Below are 21515 nucleotides of genomic sequence, written 5' to 3'. Positions count from 1 at the left end.
ATCAGGCCTCCATCATTTCAGATGCACGTTGAATCGCCGCTCGGATGCGTTGGTATGTGGCGCAGCGACAGGCATTGCCGTTCATGTAGTCGTCAATCTCTGCCACCGTCGGCTTGGGATTCTCGCGAAGAAGCCCGACGGCGGACATGATTTGCCCGGACTGGCAGTAGCCGCATTGCACCACGTCCAATTCAACCCAGGCCGTCTGGACTGCCTGGCCGACCTTGTCATCGGCAATCTTCTCGATGGTCGTTATCTCAGCGTCCTCGACGTCTTCGACATAGGTCTGGCAGGATCGGACCGGTTCGCCATTCAGGTGCACGGTGCAGGCGCCGCAAGCCGCGACACCGCAGCCGAACTTGGTGCCGGTCAGCTTCAATTCATCCCGGATCACCCACAACAAAGGGGTTCCGGGTTCGGCGTCGACTTGATGCGTCTGGCCATTAAGTTTCAGTGATATTGCCATGGCTTAGGGGCCTCCCCTTGGCTGAGTCGTCGGAGTCAGGTTTTTTCGAATTCGGCGAAGGCGTCGGAAAAGTCCGGATGCCATCGTGACAGGGCGGGGCGGTTTTCCAGAATATCGCCGACAGCCCAGGCCACCCGACGCTGGTCGCGTGCCGGCGGTACGTCGTTGTCGGGACACAGGATATAAAAGTCGCCCGCTGTCATGCGGCTGAGCATGTGATCCACGGTCTGCCCCGAGGTCCAGGCTGCATCGGGTTTCTCGGGCATATGGCGCGCGATCATGCCTGTATAAGTGAAGCCGGGTACAAAAAGATGTGCGGTTATTGGCGCCTTTGCTTGCCGCAGGTCATGGGCCAGCATTTCGGTCAGGACCTTCACTCCGGCCTTGGAGACATTGTATCCGGGATTGCCCGGCGGTGTGGTGATACCCTGCTTGGAGCCTGTGTTGATCACCACGGCGGGGCGCGCGGCATCAATCATACGGGGCAAGAAGGCCTGTACGCCGTTCAACACTCCAAACAGGTTCACCTCAATCATGGCACGCCAGGCTTCGGGTTCCTCCCAACTGCCCGAACGTCGGGCAATGCCTGCGTTATTCATCAGAACCGCAACCTCGCCTGCATCAAACGCCGCCTCTGCCAATGTCCGGACAGCTGCGGCATCGCTGACGTCTGTTGGAACCGCCAATACGGGTGTGTCCGACTGGGCAATGGCGCGCAGCTTCTCCGAGGCTTGTTCCAATGCATCACCCGGCAGGTCAGCGAGAACTACGCCCAGCCCGCCTTGCACAAACCGTTCAGCGGCGGCAAAGCCAACACCGCTGGCGCCGCCGGTCACGACGGCCAATCCGCCTGCTTCAAGTGCTTGTCTGTACATGATGTTTCCTCCCTGATGCAGTCTGTACCCAAGGTCTTCTAAGACCCCATACGGGCCTTGATGCCGCCAATAAATGTCTCGTCATCCTGTTCCTTGCGGGCGGTCAAAAGTGACTCGGCATCCGCTCCGGCGCGATAACGTAAACGTGGTGAGCCGTCGGTCACCGCATTGCGAATGACCCCAGCCACCATTTCCGGCTCGGAGGCCTGTGCGGCGAATGATTCCATTGCCGCCTGCATACCTGCCACGACAGGCAAGTATTCCGGCATGCTTTCATCTACGGCGAAATCAAACGACCGACCGCCGAAATCAGTGTTGATCATGCCGGGTTCCACAATCTTCACCTTCACGCCGCAGGCCGCGAGCTCGTAGTGCAATGCTTCGGACAGGCCTTCGACAGCGAACTTAGTGCCGTGGTAAAGCGTGCCCAGCGGGAATGTCATCTGCCCGCCAATCGACGAGATATTGACGATGGTTCCCGATTTTTGCGCCCGCATATGCGGCAATACCGCCTTGGTGACCGCAAGCAGGCCAATCACGTTGGTGTCGAACTGCCGTTCGATCCGTTCCATCGGAAACGCTTCCAGCGGACCGTAGGCGCCATAACCTGCATTGTTCAGAAGCACGTCAATCCGCCCGAAAGTGTCGATGGCCTGGTTCACGGCATCTGTGATGGTTTCAGGTTTGGTCACATCCAACGCGGTGGAAAGGACATTTGCCCGTTTCGCCAGACTACCGGCATTCTCTGGGTTGCGCATGGTGGCGACGACGTTCCAACCGTCTTCAGCAAACATGCTTGCAGTTGCTTTGCCGATTCCTGACGAGGCTCCGGTGATAAGTATGGTCTGCGGCATTACTCTGGCTCCGGCAATTCAGTTGCACCGAAGGTAGAGCACGCTGCCGTGAACCCTGTGCCCGATCCTCCGAATGATCTGCCTGATCCTCCGAAGCTTCGGGATTTGTGGTTCTGTGCCGGGCCCGCAACGCTTATAAACTAGGGCAACAGGAGGAACGCCGATGATACCGCAGGAGCTGATTTCAAGTGTTTCCAGCTATGTCCGCGAAAAAGGTGGACTTGGGACAGGTTCTGAAACCGGGGTTGAGGGGCTGTTCGCTTTTTGCAGCGAAACCCGCACTGAGTTTGAGGCGACGTTTTATGAGCCGATCATGTGTCTTGTTCTACAGGGCGCCAAGGAAGCGCATCTGGAAGATCGCACGATCCGCTATGGCGCCGGCAAGTCGCTGATTGTCAGCCACGCACTGCCTGTCAACGCCGGAGTGATCGATGCTTCGCCGGAAAAACCCTATGTGTCGCTGGCATTGCGGCTGGATTTGGCCACCGCCCGCAGCCTCTATGACGAGGTCGGCGCGGCTGAGGGGCAGGAGCGGGCCTTCCATTCGATGAGCGTGGCCGACAGCGATGCCGCCCTGATCGATGCAACGGCGCGGCTGTTCCAAATGTCACATGACCCGATCGAGGTGCAGGCGCTGGCTCCTCTGGTCTTGAAAGAGATCCATTTTCGACTGCTGCGCGCCCAGCATGGTGGAATGCTGCGTCAGCTATTGTTGCACGAAAGCCCGGCCAGCCGGATTTCCAAGGCGATTTCGATGATCCGAGAAAGTTTCAAGGCCAACCTGCCGGTGGCTGAACTGGCCGCAGCCGCGGGGATGAGCCAATCAACCTTCCATGAGCATTTCAAGGCGCTTACCTCCACTACTCCGCTGCAATACCAAAAAGAGCTGCGCCTGATGGAGGCCCGGAGGCTCCTGATCGGCGGCGGCAAGTCAGTGGCCTCGGTCGCTTATGATGTCGGGTATGAAAGTCCCACCCAATTCAGCCGGGAATATGCGCGCAAGTTTGGTGTGCCGCCCAGTGACCAGAAATTAGCGTCAGTGTCACTGGCCTCGTGACACGTTCCAAATCAGCGATTCCTACACTGTTGCCAAAATCACAAGTCGGGTGAAGACAGGTAACCAAGTCGGCAACCTGTTGCGGTGGCGGACATCGGACCAAGTTGTAACCGATGTTTGGTGTCACTCACTGACTTTTGGGATTGGAATAGCAAAGCGTGGCTTCCAGCCATTTTGCAGCGTGTCCTACAGCTTGAAAGACTCGTGATTTTTCCGATCTCAATCCGTTGTAAACTAAATGGAAGTTGGTGTTTCAACTTCCAATGGATTGCTATTGCGCTCTGCTCCTGTGCCGAATGGCGGAATCTCTGACCACCAGTTCGGCCTCAAGCCGTTCTGCCTTGGGTCTTTCCTGTTCAGTTATCCAGCGCGCCAGCGCGACCGCGGCGCGTTCTCCCATTCTGGAAACCGGTAAGTGAACCGTCGTCACAGCGGGTACGGCCACGGCAGAGCTTGGCAGATCGTCGAGTCCGACCAACGAGACGTCGTGAGGCACGCTAACCCCTTGCGTCTGTAGGCCAAACAGAACGCCAAGTGCCAAGACATCCGAAAGGCAAAGAATTGCATCCGGTTTCGGCGACGCGGCGCCAATACGCCGCCCGATTTCTGAACCGCCAGCAAGACTTATGTCAGTCTCATAGGTTGTAAGTTCGCCTTTCCAGTCCATTGCATTCAATCCCGACAGCCGGGATTGCGTCCGATCGTTGTTATGAGCAGGGCCATGAACGACGGCGACCCGCTGGTGCCCAAGATCGATCAGGTGTCGCAAGGCAAGTTGTGCCGCCGCAGCATTGTCATAGCCGATGGTAGGCAAATGGTTGGTGTCGTCGAAATAGGACGTGATGATCGTGGGCAGCATTGTCCGTTCAATAAGATCATGGAAATCATCGGTATGTGTGGCACCGGTGATGATCAAACCTTCTGCGCCGATATCGACAAGGCCCTGCGCTTTTTCGGCTTCGACCGTTGGGGACGAATCTGTTGTTGCAACAATGAGCGACAGTTGATGCTTGGAAAGCTCACGCTCCAGTGCGGCAAGAAACCGGGCGAAAATTGCGTTGTCCAGAGTTGGCACCAAGGCGCCGACAAACCGTGTTCGACCGGAATTGATGGCCCGGGCAGCAGCGCTAGGAACGAATTTCAGCTCAGCGATAGCTTGCTGAACTTTCTCCAGAGTTTCCTTTTTGACCACGCCTGGTTCATTCAGGACCCGAGACACTGTGGCAACTGATACGCCGGCAGCTTTTGCGACGTCTCTGAGGTTTGCGCGTTTCTTGATTTCAAGGGTTTTGGGAGTCACGTGTTTCTGCGTCCATTTTCCGATCGATCAAGAAAGAGTTGACATATGAAACTAGTTTCATCAACCTCTGTAACTAGTTTCATAACTGAGAATCCGACAAAACCATGCATGGATCGACCATCTTGCACCAGTTCACGAACGCCGGGTTTGTCAGCCCAGGGCGCAAGTTTCCGGGTTTTCCAAAGGCGACCGATACACAGACCTATGTGTTGGCCCCGCGCGAGGCAGTAGTTGCGAAAATGAACGCGGGTGACTTGCTTTCGGTCGAAGGAGTATCGCCGGTGAACCCTCTGGCGGTGGTCGCATTTTCGGATGACGGGTGCTCCAAGCTTGAAAGTCTGGGTCTTGAGGCGAACGGCGTCATCAATCCGGGCGAGTTCAATAGCGATCAATATTGCGGCTGGGTCGGATCGAATGGCGGAGACGCGGCGCAATCGATGCCAAGCTGCAGGCTGGCGACTGCGACCGATCCCTTGATTCTACGAGCGAGCAGGTCAGTGACCGTCTGGATGATCCGGCCAGCTTCGATTGACGGATTGATCGAAGGCGCTGAAGCCGGCTGTGTCACAGTTTTGCACAAACGGGCGGGCGCGAGCGGACCATTTTTGCCACCGCTTTTGGGAGATACCCGAGACGAATTCACGGTGCCGAGCGGCACCGGGTTCGCCTATGAGCTCAAAGCTGGTGAGTTCGTTCAGATCATTGATGTCGAAGGGCAGCAGTGTTCGGATTTCATGGCGCTCCGCGCGGATGGTCTGGATCGTGGAATCGAATGGATGATCGACTCGACCGCCACCCGGTCGATGGTGCGGCGTGCCTTTCCCGGTCCCGGTCTGCTGGACAAGTTTTATGACCGCGAAATGCGGCCGTTGCTGAACGTCGTTCAGGACACCTGCGGCCGGCATGACACGTTTGGTTTGGCCTGTACCGCGCGAGGTTACGAAGAACGCGGATTCCCGGGGCACGTAAATTGTTCGGACAATATGTCCAACGCGCTCGCCCCCTATGGCGTTGGGCGCCGGTCGGCCTGGCCTGCGATCAACTTCTTCTGGAACACCTGGATCGACGCCTCGACCCACCACATCCTGACTGAGGAATCCTATTCGCGACCCGGCGACTATGTAGCCATGCGCGCGCTCGAGGACCTTGTGTGCGTCTCGACAGCCTGTCCCGACGACATCGATCCGATCAACGGCTGGAATCCGACGGATGTGCATGTGCGTATCTATCGCCCTGAAACCCCGATCCGCCGTGCTGTGGCCTATCGTGAAAAGGAAGATGCCCCGATGTCGATCAGTCAGGAGTCCGCGTTTCATGACCGACTGGCCCCGCTGACTCAGCACTTCGCTCCGGCGCGTGATCTTTGGACCCCTGTCAGCTACCCGGCGCACGGTACGCTGGGTGAATACTGGGCCTGTCGCGAGACGGTCACCGTGCAGGACATGAGCGGGCTGCGCAAGTTCGACATTGTAGGCCCGGATGCCGAGAGGCTGATGCAATTAGCTACCACGCGCAATGTCGCCAAGCTGCCGGTCTGGCGCGGGTCCTACACGTTGATGTGCGACAAAAGCGGATCGGTAATCGATGACGGTACGTTGTTCCGTCTGGCCCCCGAAATTTTCCGTTGGTGTTGCGGGTCCGAGGAGAGCGGTCGCGCTCTGCAGGCCCTGGCCGCTGAACACGAACTGCAAGTTCGGGTGCATGCAATGCGGAACGCGATGCCCAGTCTTGCCATTCAGGGGCCGAAGTCACGGGACCTGCTGCGCAAGATTGCATTTACGCAGCCTCATGTGCCTTCGTTGGATCAGTTGAAGTGGTTCGGTGTCACCGTCGCGCGGCTGCGTGACCGGGAAGGCACGCCGTTCATGCTGTCCCGCTCAGGCTACACCGGCGAGCTGGGCTATGAGGTCTTCTGCGCCAAGTCCGATGCAGTTGCGATCTGGGATGCGGTGATGGAGGCCGGGGCCGAATTCGGGATCACCCCCATGGGTTCGGCCGCGCTGGAGATCATACGCATCGAAGCAGGGTTGGCCGCCGCAAACGCCGAGTTCACCGCAGGGGTCGATGCGTTCGAGGCCGGGTTGGGCTTTGCCGTTGATCTGAACAAATCCGACTTTACCGGCAAAGCTGCGCTGGAACGAAACGCCCGTGACCCGCGCCGGATCCTCAAGGGATTGCTGATCGGCTGCGATGACGTACCCGCCGCAGGGTCGCACGTCTACTCAGGCGAGCGGCAAGTAGGCGTGGTCACTTCGGCCAACCGTTCGCCGATGCTGGAACGCGCGATCGCCATGGCACGGGTATCGGTGGAAGTGGCAGACAACGGTTCGCGATTAGAGATTGGGCAACTCGACGGGCGAATGAAGCGGCTCGGCGCCACCGTCACGGACATTCCATTCATAGACCCGCAACGCAAGCGGGCGCGCGCCTGATGGCGCATGCAACTTTACGCAACAGGAGAAGAAGATGAGGAACTTTACGACACTGACTGCGTCCCTCGCACTGGCCTTGGGAGCTACTGCCACACTGGCGCAGGAAAAGGTTATGGTGGGAGAGCCCAGCTGGCCCGGTGCCAAGATCATGAGCCGTGTGATCGGTCAGGTCATCGAAACCCGACTGGGTGGCGAGGTCGGCTATGCGCCCGGTGCCAATGCCGTGATCTTTGCCGCGATGGATGGCGGGCGCGGCGACATCGACGTACATCCCGATGTCTGGCTGCCAAACCAGTCTTCGTTCACTGATGAATATGTCGATCAGAAAGGCACTGTGGCGCTCTCTTCCGGCAGCTACGAAGGCCGCGCGGGGATTTGTGTTCCGAATTACATGGTTGAGGACCACAGCATCAAATCGATCTATGACCTTGCCACGCCAATGGCGCAGGAGCTTTTTGACTCGGATGGCGATGGCATGGGCGAGGTTTGGGTCGGTGCATCCGGCTGGGCATCAACCAATACCTTCAAAGTGCGTGTTCGCGACTATGGGATCGAAACCTTTCTGACCCCCACCACAGAAGACGAAACCGTGTTCTATTCGCGACTGAAGGATCAGATTGATCAGAAGAAGGGTGCCGCCTTCTACTGCTATGCACCGCATTATGTGCATGCGCTTTATGATGTGACCATTCTGGAAGAACCCGAACACGACGCATCGACCTACAAGATGGTACAGCCAGATCAGGACGCAGATTGGTACAACAAATCACATGTCAGCACCGGCGAACCGGTCAAAACCGTGACCGTTGCCCATTCGAAGTCGCTGGAACAGCGCAACCCGGCGGCGGCGTCTTTCCTGAGCGGCATAAACATGAATGCCGATCAGCTCAGTGCTTTGACCTATGAAGTCGTCGTCAAAGGGCGCGATACCGATGAGGTTGTGGCCGAATGGATTGCCGCGAACGGCGACACGGTCGATGGCTGGCTTGGTCTGAAAACCAACTGATACCAATGGGTCCCTGGCTCAACATTGCCGGGGACGCAATCTGCAAGCTCAACCAAAGTGGGGCCAGTATGACGGCGGATATCGCAATCGATGCACGTGGCGTGTGGAAGGTGTTCGGAGCACGAGCGCAGGACGCCCTGGAAGCTATTCACAGCGAGGGGCTGAGCAAGGCGGAAGTGCTGGACCGGTTCAACTGCGTTGTCGGGGTCGCTGATGCCAGCTTCGAAATCGAGCGCGGTGAGCTGTTCTGCGTCATGGGCCTGTCCGGATCGGGTAAGTCGACATTGGTCCGTCATGTGAACCGACTGCTGGAGCCCACGGACGGTCACATCTATTTGGACGGTGACGACGTAATGGGTTTGAATGATGAGGGATTGCGCGACCTGCGCAACCGCCGGGTCGCCATGGTGTTCCAGAACTTCGGCCTGATGCCACACCGTACCGTACGCGACAACGTCGCCATGCCACTGGAAATCCGCGGCACCGGCAAAGCGCGTCGCTGGGAAGAGGCGGATCGGGTTCTGGAGCTTGTGGAGCTCAGCGGCTGGGAAGACAAATACGCCCATGAACTGTCCGGCGGCATGCAGCAGCGTGTCGGTCTTGCCCGCGCAATCGCGGCTGACCCCGAAATTCTGCTGATGGACGAGCCGTTCTCGGCCCTCGATCCGCTGATCCGCAAGCAGTTGCAGGATCAGTTCATGGAGCTGAGCCACAAGCTCAACAAGACCACGATGTTCATCACGCATGACCTCGACGAAGCTATCCGCATCGGCCACCGCATTGCGATCATGAAAGATGGGCGCATCGTTCAAATCGGCACGCCTGAAGAGATCATCCTGAACCCCGCTGATGACTATGTCGCCGATTTTGTTGCCGGGATCTCAAAGCTCAACATGATCTTTGCCCATGCGGTGATGAAGCCGGTCGACGAATTCGAGGCGCATCACGGCGAAGTCCCGGAAGATGCGAAAGAGGCGCATCCCGACATGGACCTGTCCGACCTGATGAACCTCTGCGTCGACGGGCATGGCGTGGTTGCCGTGACGCAGGAAGGCAAGACAGTGGGCGTGATCAACCGCGCGGGGCTGATCCGCGCCATTCAGGACAGTCAGGCATAAGGGGACGGTGATGAAACACGTTGATGCACAACAGGTTCAACCTGAAACTGCCGACCGGTTGGAAAGCCTGATTGGTGAGTTTGTCGGGCAAAGCCAAGCGTATTACCAAAAGACCTTTGCATATATGATGCAGGCTCCGGGTTATCGGTTCACACTGAACAAGGCTGCTGCGCTCCTTGGCCCGATCTGGTTTGGGGCGCGCGGCCTATGGTCCTGGTTTCTGGGGTTTCTGGTTCTGGAGACGTTAGCTTACATCCAAATAGGCCTGGGCCTGTTTGGCGATCTGGGGCGCGAGTTCCGCGAACGCGCCGCTCAGATCGAGCAGACGCTGGAGCTAAGGCGCCAGCAGATTGAAGCGGCTGAGCAATCCGGTGCTGCGTCGCTGGATTCTCTCAAACGCGCGGCAGAATCTCTGGAGGGCGCTCTGGCCGGAGCGCAGGAGGCCGCTCAAAGTGCCGATTCCACCGGTATCACATACCTTGCATTGGGTATCGCCCTGTTATTGGCAGTGAAGTTTCTTGCTGCATCGCTGGCAAACTGGACATTGGAAGGGCAGTTCGCGCGCTGGCGGTCGGATTCCGGTGTGGCGCATGGTTGGTCCGTCACGCGGACGATCGTTGCCGCGGTGTTGACCGTTGTGGTTGTTGTTCTGTCTGCCATCAAGTTTGCACAGCCTGACGCGCTGACTGTCCTGAAGACATTTCCGACCAACCGCGACTGGCGGTTGAATGTCGGAGACGGAGTGCAGGCCGTCTTTGAATGGACCAAAACCGCGGGGCGCGGATTCTTTGATGGGTTGACCTATGGAATGCGCACCCTGTTGGACTGGATTGAGGTTGTTCTGGTCGATACCCCATGGCCGGTAGTGTCACTGGTAATCATCATGCTGGCCTATCTTTCTGCGGGCCCGCGCGTGGCGATTTTCACCGGCGCGGCGCTGGCCTATCTGGGCTTGCTGGATTTCTGGGAAAAAGCGATGACTACCATTGCCTTGCTGGGGGCCGCCGCGCTGATCTCGATCACTTTGGGCATTCCGCTTGGCATCTATTGCGCGCGCCGTCCACGAGCCTTTGCCATCGTGCGCCCAATCCTCGACTTCATGCAGTCCATGCCGTCCTTCGTGTATCTGATCCCTGTTGTCGCCTTTATCGGTTCAGGTAAACCCGCTGGTGTCGTTGCGACCATGATCTTCGGCAGCCCTCCGGTGATCCGCTTTACCGTATTGGGCCTTCAGCAAGTGCCCGAAACAGTGCGCGAGGCCGCGCTGGCCTTCGGCGCGACACCACGCTACCTGCTTTGGCGTGTTGATCTGCCCTTGGCTCACAAGACAATCATGGCCGGAGTGAACCAGACAATCCTGATGTCGCTGGCCATGGTGGTTGTTGCGTCGCTGATCGGTGCGAAAGGCCTGGGTGAAGATGTTCTGGAGGCACTTCAGTATGCGGCAGCGGGACAGGGCATTCTGGCGGGCCTCGCGATCCTCTTCTGTGCGCTCATTCTGGACCGCATCGTGGCCGGAAAAAGGTAAAGTCGGTCACCATAAATCTCGCGGACCCCTGCTTAAACGATCTCACCTCTTTGGTCTGACGGCAAAGGGGTGAGAGCTTCGCCGTTGAAATCCCAGTGAATGAAAGTCTGGCGGAACTCTCTAGATCTTGGCGGAATGGGCACGGGTTTTGATAGCCTCGTTCATTCGAAGGGAAAGCTGTCCAAACGCTGATATCCGGTTTCCGTCACCAGAACCTGGGTCTCAAGCTTGATGCTCTCCGACCCGAGCTCACCAATCAGACTCTCAACGCAGACAACCATTCCCGGCAGGAATTGCCCCGACATCGCCGCGGGACCCCAATCCACATGCAATGGAATAACAGGCCATTCATCAGCCATACCAACGCCATGCACCGCCAGAGAGTACCGATAGGGAATATGCGCTTCGGGTATGCGCCAGCTTTTGTCGTTGAACTCTGAAAAACTGACGCCGGGTTTTACCAGATCGAGGTTGTGGTGTATCTGCGCAAGCGCTGTATCATACAGGCGCCGCTGGGTCGGACTCATGGGCTCATAACCACAGGTCCAGGACCGGGAAAGATCCGCGCAGTACCCATAGGGCCCGATCATGTCCGTATCGAACGAGATCATCTCACCCGATTGGCACACGCGGTCTGAACATTCCTGATACCAGGGGTTCGTTCTTGGCCCGCATGTCAGCAACTTGGTTTCCAGCCAATCTCCGCCCGAGCGTGCATTCTCGAAATGCAGATGCGCCCACAACTCGCGCTCGGTTGTACCGGGGCAGGAATGTTCGTAAATTCGGGCCATGCCGGCCTCGCACACGCGGATCGTCCACCGCATCAGCTCGATTTCATCGGGCGACTTGATCGATCTGGCGATTTCGGTGATCTGCGTTCCCTCGACATAGGTCAAACCCCGCGTTTCCAACGCGTGGACGCCACTGCCGTCCAATTTGTCACAGGCAATGCGGCGGTTCCCGCCTCCATAGCGGCTCACCAAATCGGCGATCTCGTCAGCCCAGGCATTGGTTGCTGTTTCAACCTTGTCACCGGACGCCATGAACATCCAGGTTTTGGCAATTCGGATTTCGTCAATTCCGGGCAGGTTTTCGCTTTGGTGCAGGCAACCTTTGAATTCGAACATGATCGCCGGGCCACCAGTCAGGATCAGCGCATATCGCATCGGGTTGTGCAGCGTCCAAACCTGCATGTTCGTGCAGTCGAACGCGTAGCGGATATTGCAAGGATCATAGAGCAGAAGGGCAGCGCAATCCGCTGCCTCCATTTGCTCTCGCAGCCGCCGCAGACGATAGGATCGCGCCCGGTTCAGGGTCTCGGCGGGCACAGGGCTTTTCAAAGGCTTGTCAGCGCCTTCTGCGTTCAGATAGGTCAGTTTGCGGTCGTCTTTGAAGGCGGGATCAATATTCATGCGGCCCGCCCGTAGAACCCGATGCGTTCTTCCTCGGAAAACAGTACACCGGGCTTTTCATAGTAGGAGAAGACGGCAATAATTCGATCCTGATCACCGACGACAGGTGTGACCCGGTGTGCCGTGTTTTTGCCTTTGAATATATTCAGCGTACCGGGCTCCAATTCAATCAGTGTTGGTGTTCGCCGCCCTTCCAGCAGGTCGGCCACGCCGTCATAATTGGGATCGGTATCGCTGCGCAGGTTCCGGTCGTATTCAAATGCACCGCCATGTTTTGGGGATTGCAGCAACAAGGTCGTGGTAAACTCGGATCGGTCGAAATGCCAGTTCAGCGCCTGGCCATGGGAATAGGCCATGACATTCACCCGGGCCAATGGATCATCCATCGTGTACAGCTTTGGTTTCTCCATCACCGCGGCGAGAAATTGAGCGAATGGTGGCCATTCATATAGCTGTATGACAAGGGCGGTGCCCATCTGATCGGCGCAAATCGTTCGGTTTGAAGTGTCGAACTCAGTCAATGCGGGATGCTTGGCATCCAGTCCTTCGATTGATTTCTGGAAGTAGATGTTGTGACGGCGCGCGTGGACAAATGCTTCGCGCTCCAGGACTGGCTTAAGCTGGTCAACCGCCTGCAATATCGCGGTCTCGCGAACGAATCCCGGCAGGTTGAACAGACCGTCCTGTTCCAAAGAAGCCTTGCAGGTCTGAACCAGTTCCATCCAACGGTCGCCGTCCGGCTCGTCCAGAGGATATCGGTCGAGATTGATCAGGTCATACATGCTGCGCCCTCCATCGTGATGAAAAAAAGGCTATGGCTGGCGCCCCCTTTTAATCAACAGTATTTCTAATTATCGTCCGAAAGAAAAACTTTCGGAGGTGTTCATGAATTCGATTGCCCCACTCAATGCCCTTCGTGCTTTCGAGGCCGCAGCTCGCACCGGTTCATTCACTAACGCAGCCAGCGAACTGGGTGTCAGTTCCGCCGCCGTCAGCCAGCAGGTGAGACTCCTTGAAGATTTCTGGCAGAAGACGTTGTTCATTCGTCAAGGCAATCGAATTTCTCTGACTGATGCGGGACAGGCGGCCTATCCCGAGCTGGCCCATGCGATGTCCACCTTGGGCGCGTTGTCCGACAAAATGCAGCGCAAGGCTCAGCGGCAAAAACGACTGACGCTCAGCGCCCCGCAATCCGTGGCTGAAACATGGTTGGCACCCAGACTGGCGGCACTGGAATTCGGCGCAAAGTGGGCTCCGCTAAGTGTTCGTGTTGATGAAGACCCTATCGACCTTGTGACTGACAAGGTGGATATGAGGATATTCTACGGCCATGATTTGTATGGGGATTATCACATCGAAACGTTGTTTTCGGATAAGTTGGTGGCGGTGGCCTGCCCGCAAATTGCAACGCTGTACGATTACGGATTAGAGACGATTGAAGACCGGTCGTTCATTCACACGGACTGGGGTCGAGGGTTCGCGTCATCGCCAAACTGGACCGCAGCGCTGATGGGGCAACGAAGCGTTGACCCAAATCTTGGTTTGCTCGCGCAGTCCAGTAGTACGGCCCTCAACCTCGCGCGCCACGGATTGGGTGTTGCGCTGGTGCCTGCGATGATGGCAGCCGATGATCTTGCCGCACGCAGGGTCGTTCAGATGAAACTGACTCCTTTGGAGCTGACGCAAGATTATCGAGTTGCGTTTCCAAAAAGACTTCGGTCAAATCCCGAGGTTCAGCAGATCGTCGCGGCCCTGCGCGGCAATTGAAGGCTTGCGCAGTTTTTTGTTCGGGACCGGGCCGTAAACACTGCTGAGTGAAAACCATTCGATCATCGAAAATTCGTTCAATCACCCTGCCCATGGACGCTTCTTGTCGTGGTGTTGAGCCCGACTGATGCCTGTCGATTTGCATGGAGCGAGGTGAACCGGGGGATTGTCCCGACCACTCGATTGACTCGCATTCCGGGGCCATTTCGATGCAATGGCGAACCAACTATGCCTCGGTGCATTTCGCAGATCAGATTACGGCTAAAGTGCCGACAGACACACATGAAGGCGCGTACTCGTTGTCAATCTGGTATACGCTTCAGGAAAAGCTATCAGGTTCCTGCCACGTTCCGGTATCTTTGCCGGATTCGGGGTAAAAGCAGCTCAAGTTTCGGCAAAGGGTATTCATGACATTCTTAAAAGAACCGGTGGTCCATTTCTTTATTCTGGGGGCTGTAATATTTGCGTGGTTTTCGCTGTCGGATGCCTCTACCGAGGCTGTAGTCGAAGCCCGCATCACAGTTGACGAACCGGACGTCGACCGATTGATCAGCCAGTTTCAGGCAACTTGGCAGCGTATTCCGACACTCGATGAGCTGGACACTATGGTCGACAGGCTGGTGCGAGAAGAGGTTCTCGTCAGGGAGGCCCGGACACTGGGCCTGGACCGTGGCGACAGCATCGTCCGAAACCGATTGGCGCAAAAGATGGAGTTTCTGACGACCTCACTTGCACAGGCCGCAGAACCGTCCGACGACGTGTTGAAAGAGCATATGAATGAAAACCAAAGTACATTCTTGCAGCCTGGTCGCGTTTCGTTCCGGCAAATAGGTTTTGGTGAGGATGAAGAGGGATTGCGGGCCGCCATGACAGCCTTGAAAACAGGGGCTGAACCCGCCGGTTTTGGCTCGGTCAGCTTGTTGCCAAATGAAATTCCGCTCTCTTCCGCCCGGAGCGTGCAGGGCGTTTTTGGCGGAAATTTCTTCGAACAGGTTGAGGCCTTGCCGGATGGCGAATGGGCAGGACCAATCCGATCGGGTTACGGCCTGCATCTGGTATATGTCATGGATCGTCGATCTCCGAACCTGCCGGACTTCGAAGAGATCCGCGATGAGGTGTTGTCGGATTGGCGGCGCAATCTGAAAGATGCTCTGTCGCAGGCGCAGTTTGACGATCTGGTGGACTTGTATGAGATAGACAGACCGTCTCGCGACCAACTGGCGATGAGATTGCAGCGATGAACCTGAAACGTGTCTTAATCGCGTGTGTTCTGCTGCTTTTGCCTGTTCAGTCGGCAAACAGCCACGCGTTGGAGCCGGGATTCCTTGACCTGAGACAGCGAGGCGAAACAGGTTGGCAGATCTTCTGGCGTGTTCCGGATGTGAACGGCTCGCCCATGGCCATTTCGGTCGAATTGCCAGGCGGTTGTACACAAAGCCAGATGCCCGAGCAGGTTTTTGACGGATCAGCATGGATTGCCGCATGGGGCGTGACCTGCACGGCTGGGTTGGAGGGCGAAGCGCTTTCAATTCAGGGCCTCGAACTTCAGCGCACTGACGTGCTTGTGCGGCTGCAATTAACAGACGGATCGACAGAGACACACAGGCTGACGCCGCAGAACACCAGCTTTGACGTGCCCACGCAATCGTCAGGGTTGTCCATGTTCTTTAGCTATCTGGGGCTGGGTTTCGAACATATCCTGGCCGGCTGGGATCATCTTTTGTTTGTTTTTGCACTTCTGGTGTTGATTAAGGACGTCCGAAGACTAGTGATTGCGATCACGGCTTTCACCGTTGCCCATTCAATGACTCTGGCGCTTGCTTCCCTTGGGCACGTCACTGTTCCCGGTCCCCCTGTCGAAGCAGTCATCGCGCTTTCGATCGTTTTTCTGGCGGTCGAAATCATCAAGCGTCAGAACACGCAGGAGAGCCTGTTTGAACGGGCGCCCTGGCTGATTTCGTTCGCATTCGGGTTGTTGCACGGCCTCGGTTTTGCCGGGGCGCTGCGGGAAATCGGCTTACCACAGGGGGATATTGCCACGGCTTTGCTGGCGTTCAATCTTGGTGTTGAAGCCGGGCAACTTGTCTTTGTTGCCTTTGTTCTGGGAATTGGGCTTGCCTTCGCGTGGATTTGGCCACGGTTGCGCCAGTTTTGGCGGCAGCCCCAGAACGTGATTAACGTCATATTCGGGTACGCTATCGGAGCAGTTTCGACGTTCTGGGTGGCCGAGAGGGTCGCAGCATTCTAGCGGTAGTAGTGCCAATTCATTGGCACAGTGATGACCTGGTCATCAATTGTAATGCGCGTCGGACAAAGTGTAATGCAATACAAACAAGCCGGTTTGCGTCGTTGCTGAGCGGATCAGTCGTCAAGTGCATCACTCGATTTGGCCAGCGGTGCGGTTTCATAACGAATTCCGCGTCGCAGCGATGCGACGGACGATTTCGGGCGAGACTTGAACTGGCGCGCTATTTCGCCCGCGATCTTCGTATCTTCTTTAATCAACGCGCGCAGTGTTTTCCCAATTGAATCGCGGTTCTCACGCGCACCGAATAAGTGCTGGATCACCACGGCCTCAACCATGGCTTCTTTGCTCTCGGAACTCAGACCGCCTTCCAGCATGGCCGCGCGCACGACATCAACACCCGCTGGCCCATCACGTTCGATGATCGCAGCCGCATATGCCCCGACCACCTTACCCTTCGAATTGGCAACCGCTTGTCGAAACCCTCGGTATAGAAACTGACGGGCATCTTCATCCCTGCCGAGCCCAAGAATGAGAATTCTTATGGGCTTCAGACCTAATGCGCGCGGATTAGAAGAATCATCAATTAACACGTTGCTGTCTGAAGTGATGCTCAAGGATCGGAGAATAGCGTACGGCGCCTGATCCAGCTCGGTGAGAGCAAGATTTCGAATCGACGGGCTTTCGTGGTCGATCAGCGATCCAAAGTACTCGTAACGGTGATGCGCTTGCGAAGGCCATGCCTCAAATTTGGAGAGGATATGGTTGAATATCGCCGCATTAGACTGGTCGATATAAGCAAGCCTGGTCCATGTTCCTGTCTTTCCACTTCGCGCAAAAAGAACTTTGTCGTCTGCGCTTCCAGCAAGTTTTCTGCGTGCCGCACTATCCACGAGAAAAGGGATGTCCGCTGTTTCAACACTCCCGCGAACGGCTTTTATTGATTTGTACTGAAAAGGGTCTTCCGGATCGGCAATTGCCAAGACGACGGTGTCACTGCCCAGGAGAGTGGAAACCAAGCTGACGCGCGGTGACAGCGAATGGAAACCACATGCCGACACCGGTGCTGGCAACGACGCCACAAAGCCGATCAAGACTGCCGCGAACGTGAAAATCGCTTTCATAAGCTGCCGTCCAAGTTGCCGATTATGCGCAATTTATCACGATTCGCCGCACTTATATGAATTTCGTGACGTGATTAGGCGAACGCCTCTGAGTGTATGCGCATGCGTAGCTTTCTGTTCCATACGTCTCGAAGCCCGCCAAGGATTGAAATCAAGTATTGACGCGCTTTCTATATTTCCATATTTCGCGAAATATGGAAAAAGAAATTGCGAACCAACTTGCCATCCTTGGCCACCCTCAGCGCATCTCCGTGTTTCGCATGTTGATGCGACGCTATCCTGACGCCGTTCCGGCCGGAGAGGTGGCATCCGAGCTGGCCATAAAAGCCAGCACCTTGTCGAGTTACCTTAACGCACTGCAACGGTCGGGATTGGTTTCGCAGCAAAGATCCGGAACATCTCTTCTGTACTCAATTGAAATGAAAAACGTGCAGTCGATGCTCGACTATCTGGTCGTGGATTGCTGCCGTGGTCGCCCTGATATCTGCATGCCCTTTACCAAAGGAAATGACACAATGACTGACCGGAAGTTCAATGTACTATTCATCTGCGTCGGCAATTCCGCGCGCTCAATTTTCGCTGAGTCTCTGCTGCGCGAGATCGGTGGAGACAGATTCAACGTCTATTCCGCAGGCACGAAGCCATATTCGGAGCTTAATCCGTTTGCCGTCCAGGTTTTGAAGGATAAGGGCCACGACACCTCGGTTCTCAGATCCAAGAACGTGTCCGAGTTCTCGGCGCAGGATGCGCCAGAAATGGATTTTGTCTTCACCGTTTGTAATCAGGCGGCCAACGAGGAATGTCCCGCATGGGAAGGGCAGCCCATCAGTGGTCACTGGGGTATGGTTGACCCGGTCAAGACCGAAGGAACAGATGCCGAAAAGAGTCTTGCCTTTCAAAGCGCTTATGGCGCGCTGAGGCGCAGGATCGAAGCCTTTACGTCCTTGCCGATCGAAAGCCTTGATCGGATCGCATTGCAATCCGCCGTAGATGAAATCGGTAGGACTCCTATTGAGGAAACCAAATGACAACTTACGCTGTGAACGGCCTGGGCCGAATGGGAAAGCTGGTCCTGAAGCCGTTGCTGGACAGGGGTGCAAATATCGCCTGGATCAACGATTCAGTGGGCGATGCGGCGATGCACGCGCATCTTCTGGAGTTCGATTCTGTGCATGGGCGCTGGGATGCCACCTTCGAGCATGACGCAGACAGCGTAACCGTCAATGGAACGCGATTGCCTTTCGTCGGCGCCAAGGACCTGAAAGCCTTGCCGCTGGACAACGTTGACGTTGTCATTGACTGCACCGGCGTATTCAAAACCGAAGCCAAGCTGGCCCCGTATTTCGAGGCCGGCGTGAAGAAGGTAGTCGTTTCAGCCCCGGTCAAGGATGGGCCGACCGCAAATGTCGTCTTGGGCGTGAACGAGGACATATATGATCCTGCCGTGCACAGCATCGTGACAGCGGCGTCTTGCACAACCAACTGTCTGGCGCCGGTGGTCAAGGTTATCCATGAGAATTTGGGCATCCGCCACGGGTCGATGACGACGATCCATGATGTGACCAACACCCAAACCATCGTGGACCGCCCGGCCAAAGATTTGCGCCGCGCGCGATCGGCCCTGAATTCGCTGATCCCGACGACAACCGGCTCGGCGACGGCTATTACGCTGATTTACCCCGAACTCACAGGGCGGTTGAACGGCCATGCCGTTCGGGTCCCGCTGCTGAATGCCTCGCTGACCGACTGCGTATTCGAGGTTAAAAAGGCAACGACCGTGGAAGAGGTCAACGAGTTCTTCAGAGTCGCAGCGGAAGGCGAATTGAAAGGAATACTCGGCTATGAGACGCGACCGCTGGTGTCGACCGATTACACAAACGATGAGCGTTCATCGATCATCGACGCGCCATCGACCATGGTCGTGAACGGAACGCAGGTGAAAATATACGCCTGGTACGACAACGAAATGGGTTATGCCTATCGTCTTGTTGATGTGGCGATGATGGTCGGGGCATCGTTGTGACCCGAAAACCCGAAGGTCTGTCGGCCTATATTGCGGTTACGGCAGCTTATTGGGCTTTTATGCTGACCGATGGGGCGCTCAGGATGTTGGTGCTGTTGCACTTTCATACCCTTGGCTTCTCGCCGGTACAGTTGGCCTATCTGTTTGTTCTCTATGAGATCGCGGGCATGGTCACAAACCTTACAGCAGGTTGGATCGCGGCCCGGTTTGGGCTGACCTCGACCCTGTATTCAGGTCTGGGTCTGCAGGTTGTGGCGCTGTTGGCGCTGACCCAGCTTGACCCGAATTGGGCGATTGGAGTTTCGGTTGCTTTTGTCATGATCGTTCAGGGGGCAAGCGGGGTTGCAAAGGACCTTGCCAAGATGTCCTCGAAATCCGCTGTCAAGCTGCTGGCGCCGACCGAGGGCGGGGGATTGTTCCGCTGGGTTGCAGTTTTGACCGGCTCCAAGAACGCGGTCAAAGGTTTGGGCTTTCTACTTGGGGCCGCACTGCTTGCGACATTGGGCTTTACCTGGGCAGTTCTGGTCATGGCGATCGTACTTGCAGCGATCCTGGCGGCTGTTGTCATATTCATGCCGCCGGGGCTTCCCAAAGGGCGCAAAGGTGCAAAGTTTTCCGAGGTTTTCTCGAAATCAGCCAATGTGAACTGGCTGTCAGCCGCGCGCGTCTTCCTGTTCGGTGCGCGAGATGTGTGGTTCGTGGTCGGCATTCCAATCTATTTCTACGCCGTATTGTCCGATGGCACCGAGGAAGGAAACCGCACCGCGTTCTTCATGATCGGTACGTTCATGGCTGTTTGGGTGATCCTGTACGGTGCCATTCAGGCCGGTGCTCCCAAAATTCTGCGTGCCTCGGACCGAACCGAAAGTGACCTGATCCGGGCGGCGCGCAACTGGGCCGCAACGCTGTTTTTCGTGCCTGCTGTTCTGACCGTGGCCGTTTTGGTATCGTCCGGGCCAGAGACCTGGCTGACGGTCACTCTCGTGATCGGGCTTCTGGTGTTCGGTGCGATTTTCGCGGTGAACTCGTCGCTTCATTCCTATCTGATTTTGGCCTTCACCAAATCCGAACGGGTCACGATGGACGTTGGGTTCTATTACATGGCCAACGCAACTGGCCGGCTGCTGGGAACCGTGTTGTCCGGCCTGACCTATCAGATCGGGGGGCTGCCACTTGTACTGGGCACCGCCGCATTGATGGTCGCCCTTGCAGCGCTGACGTCCGGCAAGCTGAGCGCACACACAGCCGAGGCAATTTCATGAGCATATTCGAACGTTACCTGACTGTCTGGGTTGCTCTTGCCATGGTCGCCGGCATCCTGATCGGCTTGGCGGCACCCGGTCTTGTGGGGCTTGTCGCGTCGGCCGAGGTCGCTAGCGTCAATCTGGTTGTGGCGGTCCTGATCTGGGCGATGGTCTATCCCATGATGGTTGGTGTCGATTTCGGCGCCGTTGCCGGTGTTGCCCGGCAGCCGCGCGGGCTGATCGTGACACTTGTCGTCAACTGGCTGATCAAGCCGTTCACCATGGCCCTTTTGGCTGTTTTGTTCTTTGATTATGCCTTCGCTCCGTGGATAGAGCCCGAGGACGCCGCTCAATACACGGCCGGTCTGATCCTGTTGGGAGCCGCACCCTGCACGGCAATGGTGTTTGTGTGGTCGCAACTGACCAGGGGCGATCCAACCTACACGTTGGTTCAGGTCTCAGTAAACGACCTGATCATGGTGGTGGCCTTCGCGCCGATTGTGGCATTCCTGCTGGGAGTTACCGACATCTCGGTGCCCTGGCAGACATTGGTACTGGCGACCGTGCTTTATGTTGTTTTGCCTCTTATCGCCGGTCTGATCACCCGTCGCAGGCTTGGCTCATCAGAAGCAATCGAGGCTTTTTCGGCTAGAGTGAAGCCGTGGTCGGTCAAGGGGTTGATCGCCACGGTTGTCATTCTGTTCGGTTTGCAAGGTCAGACCATCCTCGCGAAGCCGGTCGTCATCGTTCTGATTGCCGTTCCCATATTGATCCAAAGCTACGGAGTGTTTGCGCTTGCCTACGGCGCGGCCTTCGCGCTGAAGGTTCCCCATCGCATTGCCGCACCATGCGCTATGATCGGAACATCCAACTTCTTTGAACTGGCCGTCGCCGTCGCGATCAGCCTGTTCGGTCTGAATTCGGGGGCGGCTCTGGCAACGGTCGTCGGCGTCCTTGTCGAGGTCCCGGTCATGTTATCGCTTGTGGCATTTGCAAACCGGACACGAGCGCATTTTCCTGAGCCCGCCACGTGACAAACAAAAGGGCTATTGCCTCGGTAATCT

At 56.6% G+C, this 21515-nt stretch carries 19 protein-coding genes; 12 read left to right on the top strand and 7 right to left on the bottom strand.

Annotated features, from left to right (window positions below; translation table 11 throughout):
* Window position 1: 1 nt before the first annotated feature.
* From AC2TDJ_RS12825 to AC2TDJ_RS12815, 3 genes are read right to left on the bottom strand one after another with little or no spacing between them, the layout of a single operon-like run.
* Complete coding sequence (locus tag AC2TDJ_RS12825; RefSeq protein ID WP_480842778.1) at window positions 2-466, bottom strand: (2Fe-2S)-binding protein; 465 nt, start codon at window positions 464-466, stop codon at window positions 2-4.
* A 35-nt stretch (window positions 467-501) separates the two neighbouring features.
* Window positions 502-1341: an SDR family NAD(P)-dependent oxidoreductase gene (locus AC2TDJ_RS12820; RefSeq protein ID WP_480842776.1), complete on the bottom strand. Its 840-nt coding sequence runs from the start codon at window positions 1339-1341 to the stop codon at window positions 502-504.
* Window positions 1342-1379: 38 nt separating this feature from the next.
* Window positions 1380-2195 carry an SDR family oxidoreductase gene (locus AC2TDJ_RS12815; RefSeq protein WP_480842774.1) on the bottom strand — a complete coding sequence of 272 codons (816 nt, stop codon included), beginning with the start codon at window positions 2193-2195 and terminating at the stop codon, window positions 1380-1382.
* Window positions 2196-2358: 163 nt separating this feature from the next.
* Between AC2TDJ_RS12815 and AC2TDJ_RS12810 the strand changes: the two genes are divergently transcribed.
* The gene (locus AC2TDJ_RS12810) at window positions 2359-3252 is read left to right on the top strand and encodes an AraC family transcriptional regulator (RefSeq protein ID WP_480842772.1); all 894 of its coding nucleotides are present in this window, start codon (window positions 2359-2361) and stop codon (window positions 3250-3252) included.
* Window positions 3253-3523: 271 nt separating this feature from the next.
* Here AC2TDJ_RS12810 and AC2TDJ_RS12805 read toward each other — a convergent pair whose 3' ends face one another.
* A complete protein-coding gene (locus AC2TDJ_RS12805; protein ID WP_480842770.1) occupies window positions 3524-4552 on the bottom strand; it encodes a LacI family DNA-binding transcriptional regulator in 1029 nt (342 codons plus the stop codon).
* Window positions 4553-4656: 104 nt separating this feature from the next.
* Between AC2TDJ_RS12805 and AC2TDJ_RS12800 the strand changes: the two genes are divergently transcribed.
* From AC2TDJ_RS12800 to AC2TDJ_RS12785, 4 genes are all read left to right on the top strand, one after another.
* Entirely contained in the window at window positions 4657-6984 is a 2328-nt protein-coding gene (locus AC2TDJ_RS12800; protein WP_480842769.1) for a DUF1989 domain-containing protein, read from the top strand.
* Between the two features lie 34 nt (window positions 6985-7018).
* Window positions 7019-7990 (top strand): ABC transporter substrate-binding protein, encoded by a 972-nt coding sequence (locus tag AC2TDJ_RS12795; RefSeq protein WP_480842767.1) that lies wholly within the window; start codon window positions 7019-7021, stop codon window positions 7988-7990.
* A gap of 68 nt (window positions 7991-8058) precedes the next feature.
* A complete protein-coding gene (locus AC2TDJ_RS12790; protein WP_480842765.1) occupies window positions 8059-9108 on the top strand; it encodes a quaternary amine ABC transporter ATP-binding protein in 1050 nt (349 codons plus the stop codon).
* A gap of 10 nt (window positions 9109-9118) precedes the next feature.
* Window positions 9119-10636: an ABC transporter permease gene (locus tag AC2TDJ_RS12785; protein ID WP_480842763.1), complete on the top strand. Its 1518-nt coding sequence runs from the start codon at window positions 9119-9121 to the stop codon at window positions 10634-10636.
* 161 nt (window positions 10637-10797) lie between these two features.
* Here the strand turns inward: AC2TDJ_RS12785 and AC2TDJ_RS12780 are convergent, their stop codons facing one another.
* Both AC2TDJ_RS12780 and AC2TDJ_RS12775 read right to left on the bottom strand, forming a co-directional pair.
* Window positions 10798-12048, bottom strand: coding sequence for a M24 family metallopeptidase (locus AC2TDJ_RS12780; protein ID WP_480842761.1), 1251 nt, complete (start codon window positions 12046-12048; stop codon window positions 10798-10800).
* Complete coding sequence (locus AC2TDJ_RS12775; protein ID WP_480842759.1) at window positions 12045-12830, bottom strand: HalD/BesD family halogenase; 786 nt, start codon at window positions 12828-12830, stop codon at window positions 12045-12047. Before AC2TDJ_RS12775 ends, AC2TDJ_RS12780 begins: the two co-directional genes overlap by 4 nt.
* A 103-nt stretch (window positions 12831-12933) precedes the next feature.
* Here AC2TDJ_RS12775 and AC2TDJ_RS12770 point away from each other — a divergent pair, with 103 nt between their 5' ends.
* The 3 genes from AC2TDJ_RS12770 to AC2TDJ_RS12760 all read left to right on the top strand — a co-directional run bounded on the left by AC2TDJ_RS12770 (window position 12934) and on the right by AC2TDJ_RS12760 (window position 16063).
* Entirely contained in the window at window positions 12934-13815 is an 882-nt protein-coding gene (locus tag AC2TDJ_RS12770) for a LysR substrate-binding domain-containing protein (protein ID WP_480842757.1), read from the top strand.
* A gap of 407 nt (window positions 13816-14222) precedes the next feature.
* Complete coding sequence (locus AC2TDJ_RS12765) at window positions 14223-15056, top strand: peptidyl-prolyl cis-trans isomerase (RefSeq protein ID WP_480842755.1); 834 nt, start codon at window positions 14223-14225, stop codon at window positions 15054-15056.
* Entirely contained in the window at window positions 15053-16063 is a 1011-nt protein-coding gene (locus AC2TDJ_RS12760) for a HupE/UreJ family protein (protein ID WP_480842753.1), read from the top strand. The genes AC2TDJ_RS12765 and AC2TDJ_RS12760 overlap by 4 nt, the downstream gene beginning before the upstream one ends.
* A 113-nt stretch (window positions 16064-16176) precedes the next feature.
* Here the strand turns inward: AC2TDJ_RS12760 and AC2TDJ_RS12755 are convergent, their stop codons facing one another.
* A complete protein-coding gene (locus AC2TDJ_RS12755) occupies window positions 16177-17184 on the bottom strand; it encodes a hypothetical protein (RefSeq protein WP_480842751.1) in 1008 nt (335 codons plus the stop codon).
* A gap of 194 nt (window positions 17185-17378) precedes the next feature.
* Between AC2TDJ_RS12755 and AC2TDJ_RS12750 the strand changes: the two genes are divergently transcribed.
* The 4 genes from AC2TDJ_RS12750 to arsB are packed head-to-tail and all read left to right on the top strand — an operon-like array spanning window position 17379 to window position 21485.
* On the top strand, window positions 17379-18212 hold the full coding sequence (locus tag AC2TDJ_RS12750) for an arsenate reductase/protein-tyrosine-phosphatase family protein (RefSeq protein ID WP_480842749.1): 834 nt from the start codon (window positions 17379-17381) through the stop codon (window positions 18210-18212).
* The gene (locus tag AC2TDJ_RS12745; protein ID WP_480842747.1) at window positions 18209-19207 is read left to right on the top strand and encodes an ArsJ-associated glyceraldehyde-3-phosphate dehydrogenase; all 999 of its coding nucleotides are present in this window, start codon (window positions 18209-18211) and stop codon (window positions 19205-19207) included. Before AC2TDJ_RS12750 ends, AC2TDJ_RS12745 begins: the two co-directional genes overlap by 4 nt.
* Window positions 19204-20469, top strand: a complete 1266-nt coding sequence (gene arsJ, locus AC2TDJ_RS12740; RefSeq protein ID WP_480842745.1) for an organoarsenical effux MFS transporter ArsJ — start codon at window positions 19204-19206, stop codon at window positions 20467-20469. The genes AC2TDJ_RS12745 and arsJ overlap by 4 nt, the downstream gene beginning before the upstream one ends.
* On the top strand, window positions 20466-21485 hold the full coding sequence (arsB, locus tag AC2TDJ_RS12735; RefSeq protein ID WP_480842743.1) for an ACR3 family arsenite efflux transporter: 1020 nt from the start codon (window positions 20466-20468) through the stop codon (window positions 21483-21485). Before arsJ ends, arsB begins: the two co-directional genes overlap by 4 nt.
* Window positions 21486-21515 lie beyond the last annotated feature (30 nt).

This window comes from Ruegeria sp. HKCCD6647-2 (assembly GCF_057221075.1).
The sequence above is the reverse complement of the archived record's forward strand: the minus strand, read 5'-3'. Positions and strand labels throughout refer to the sequence as shown.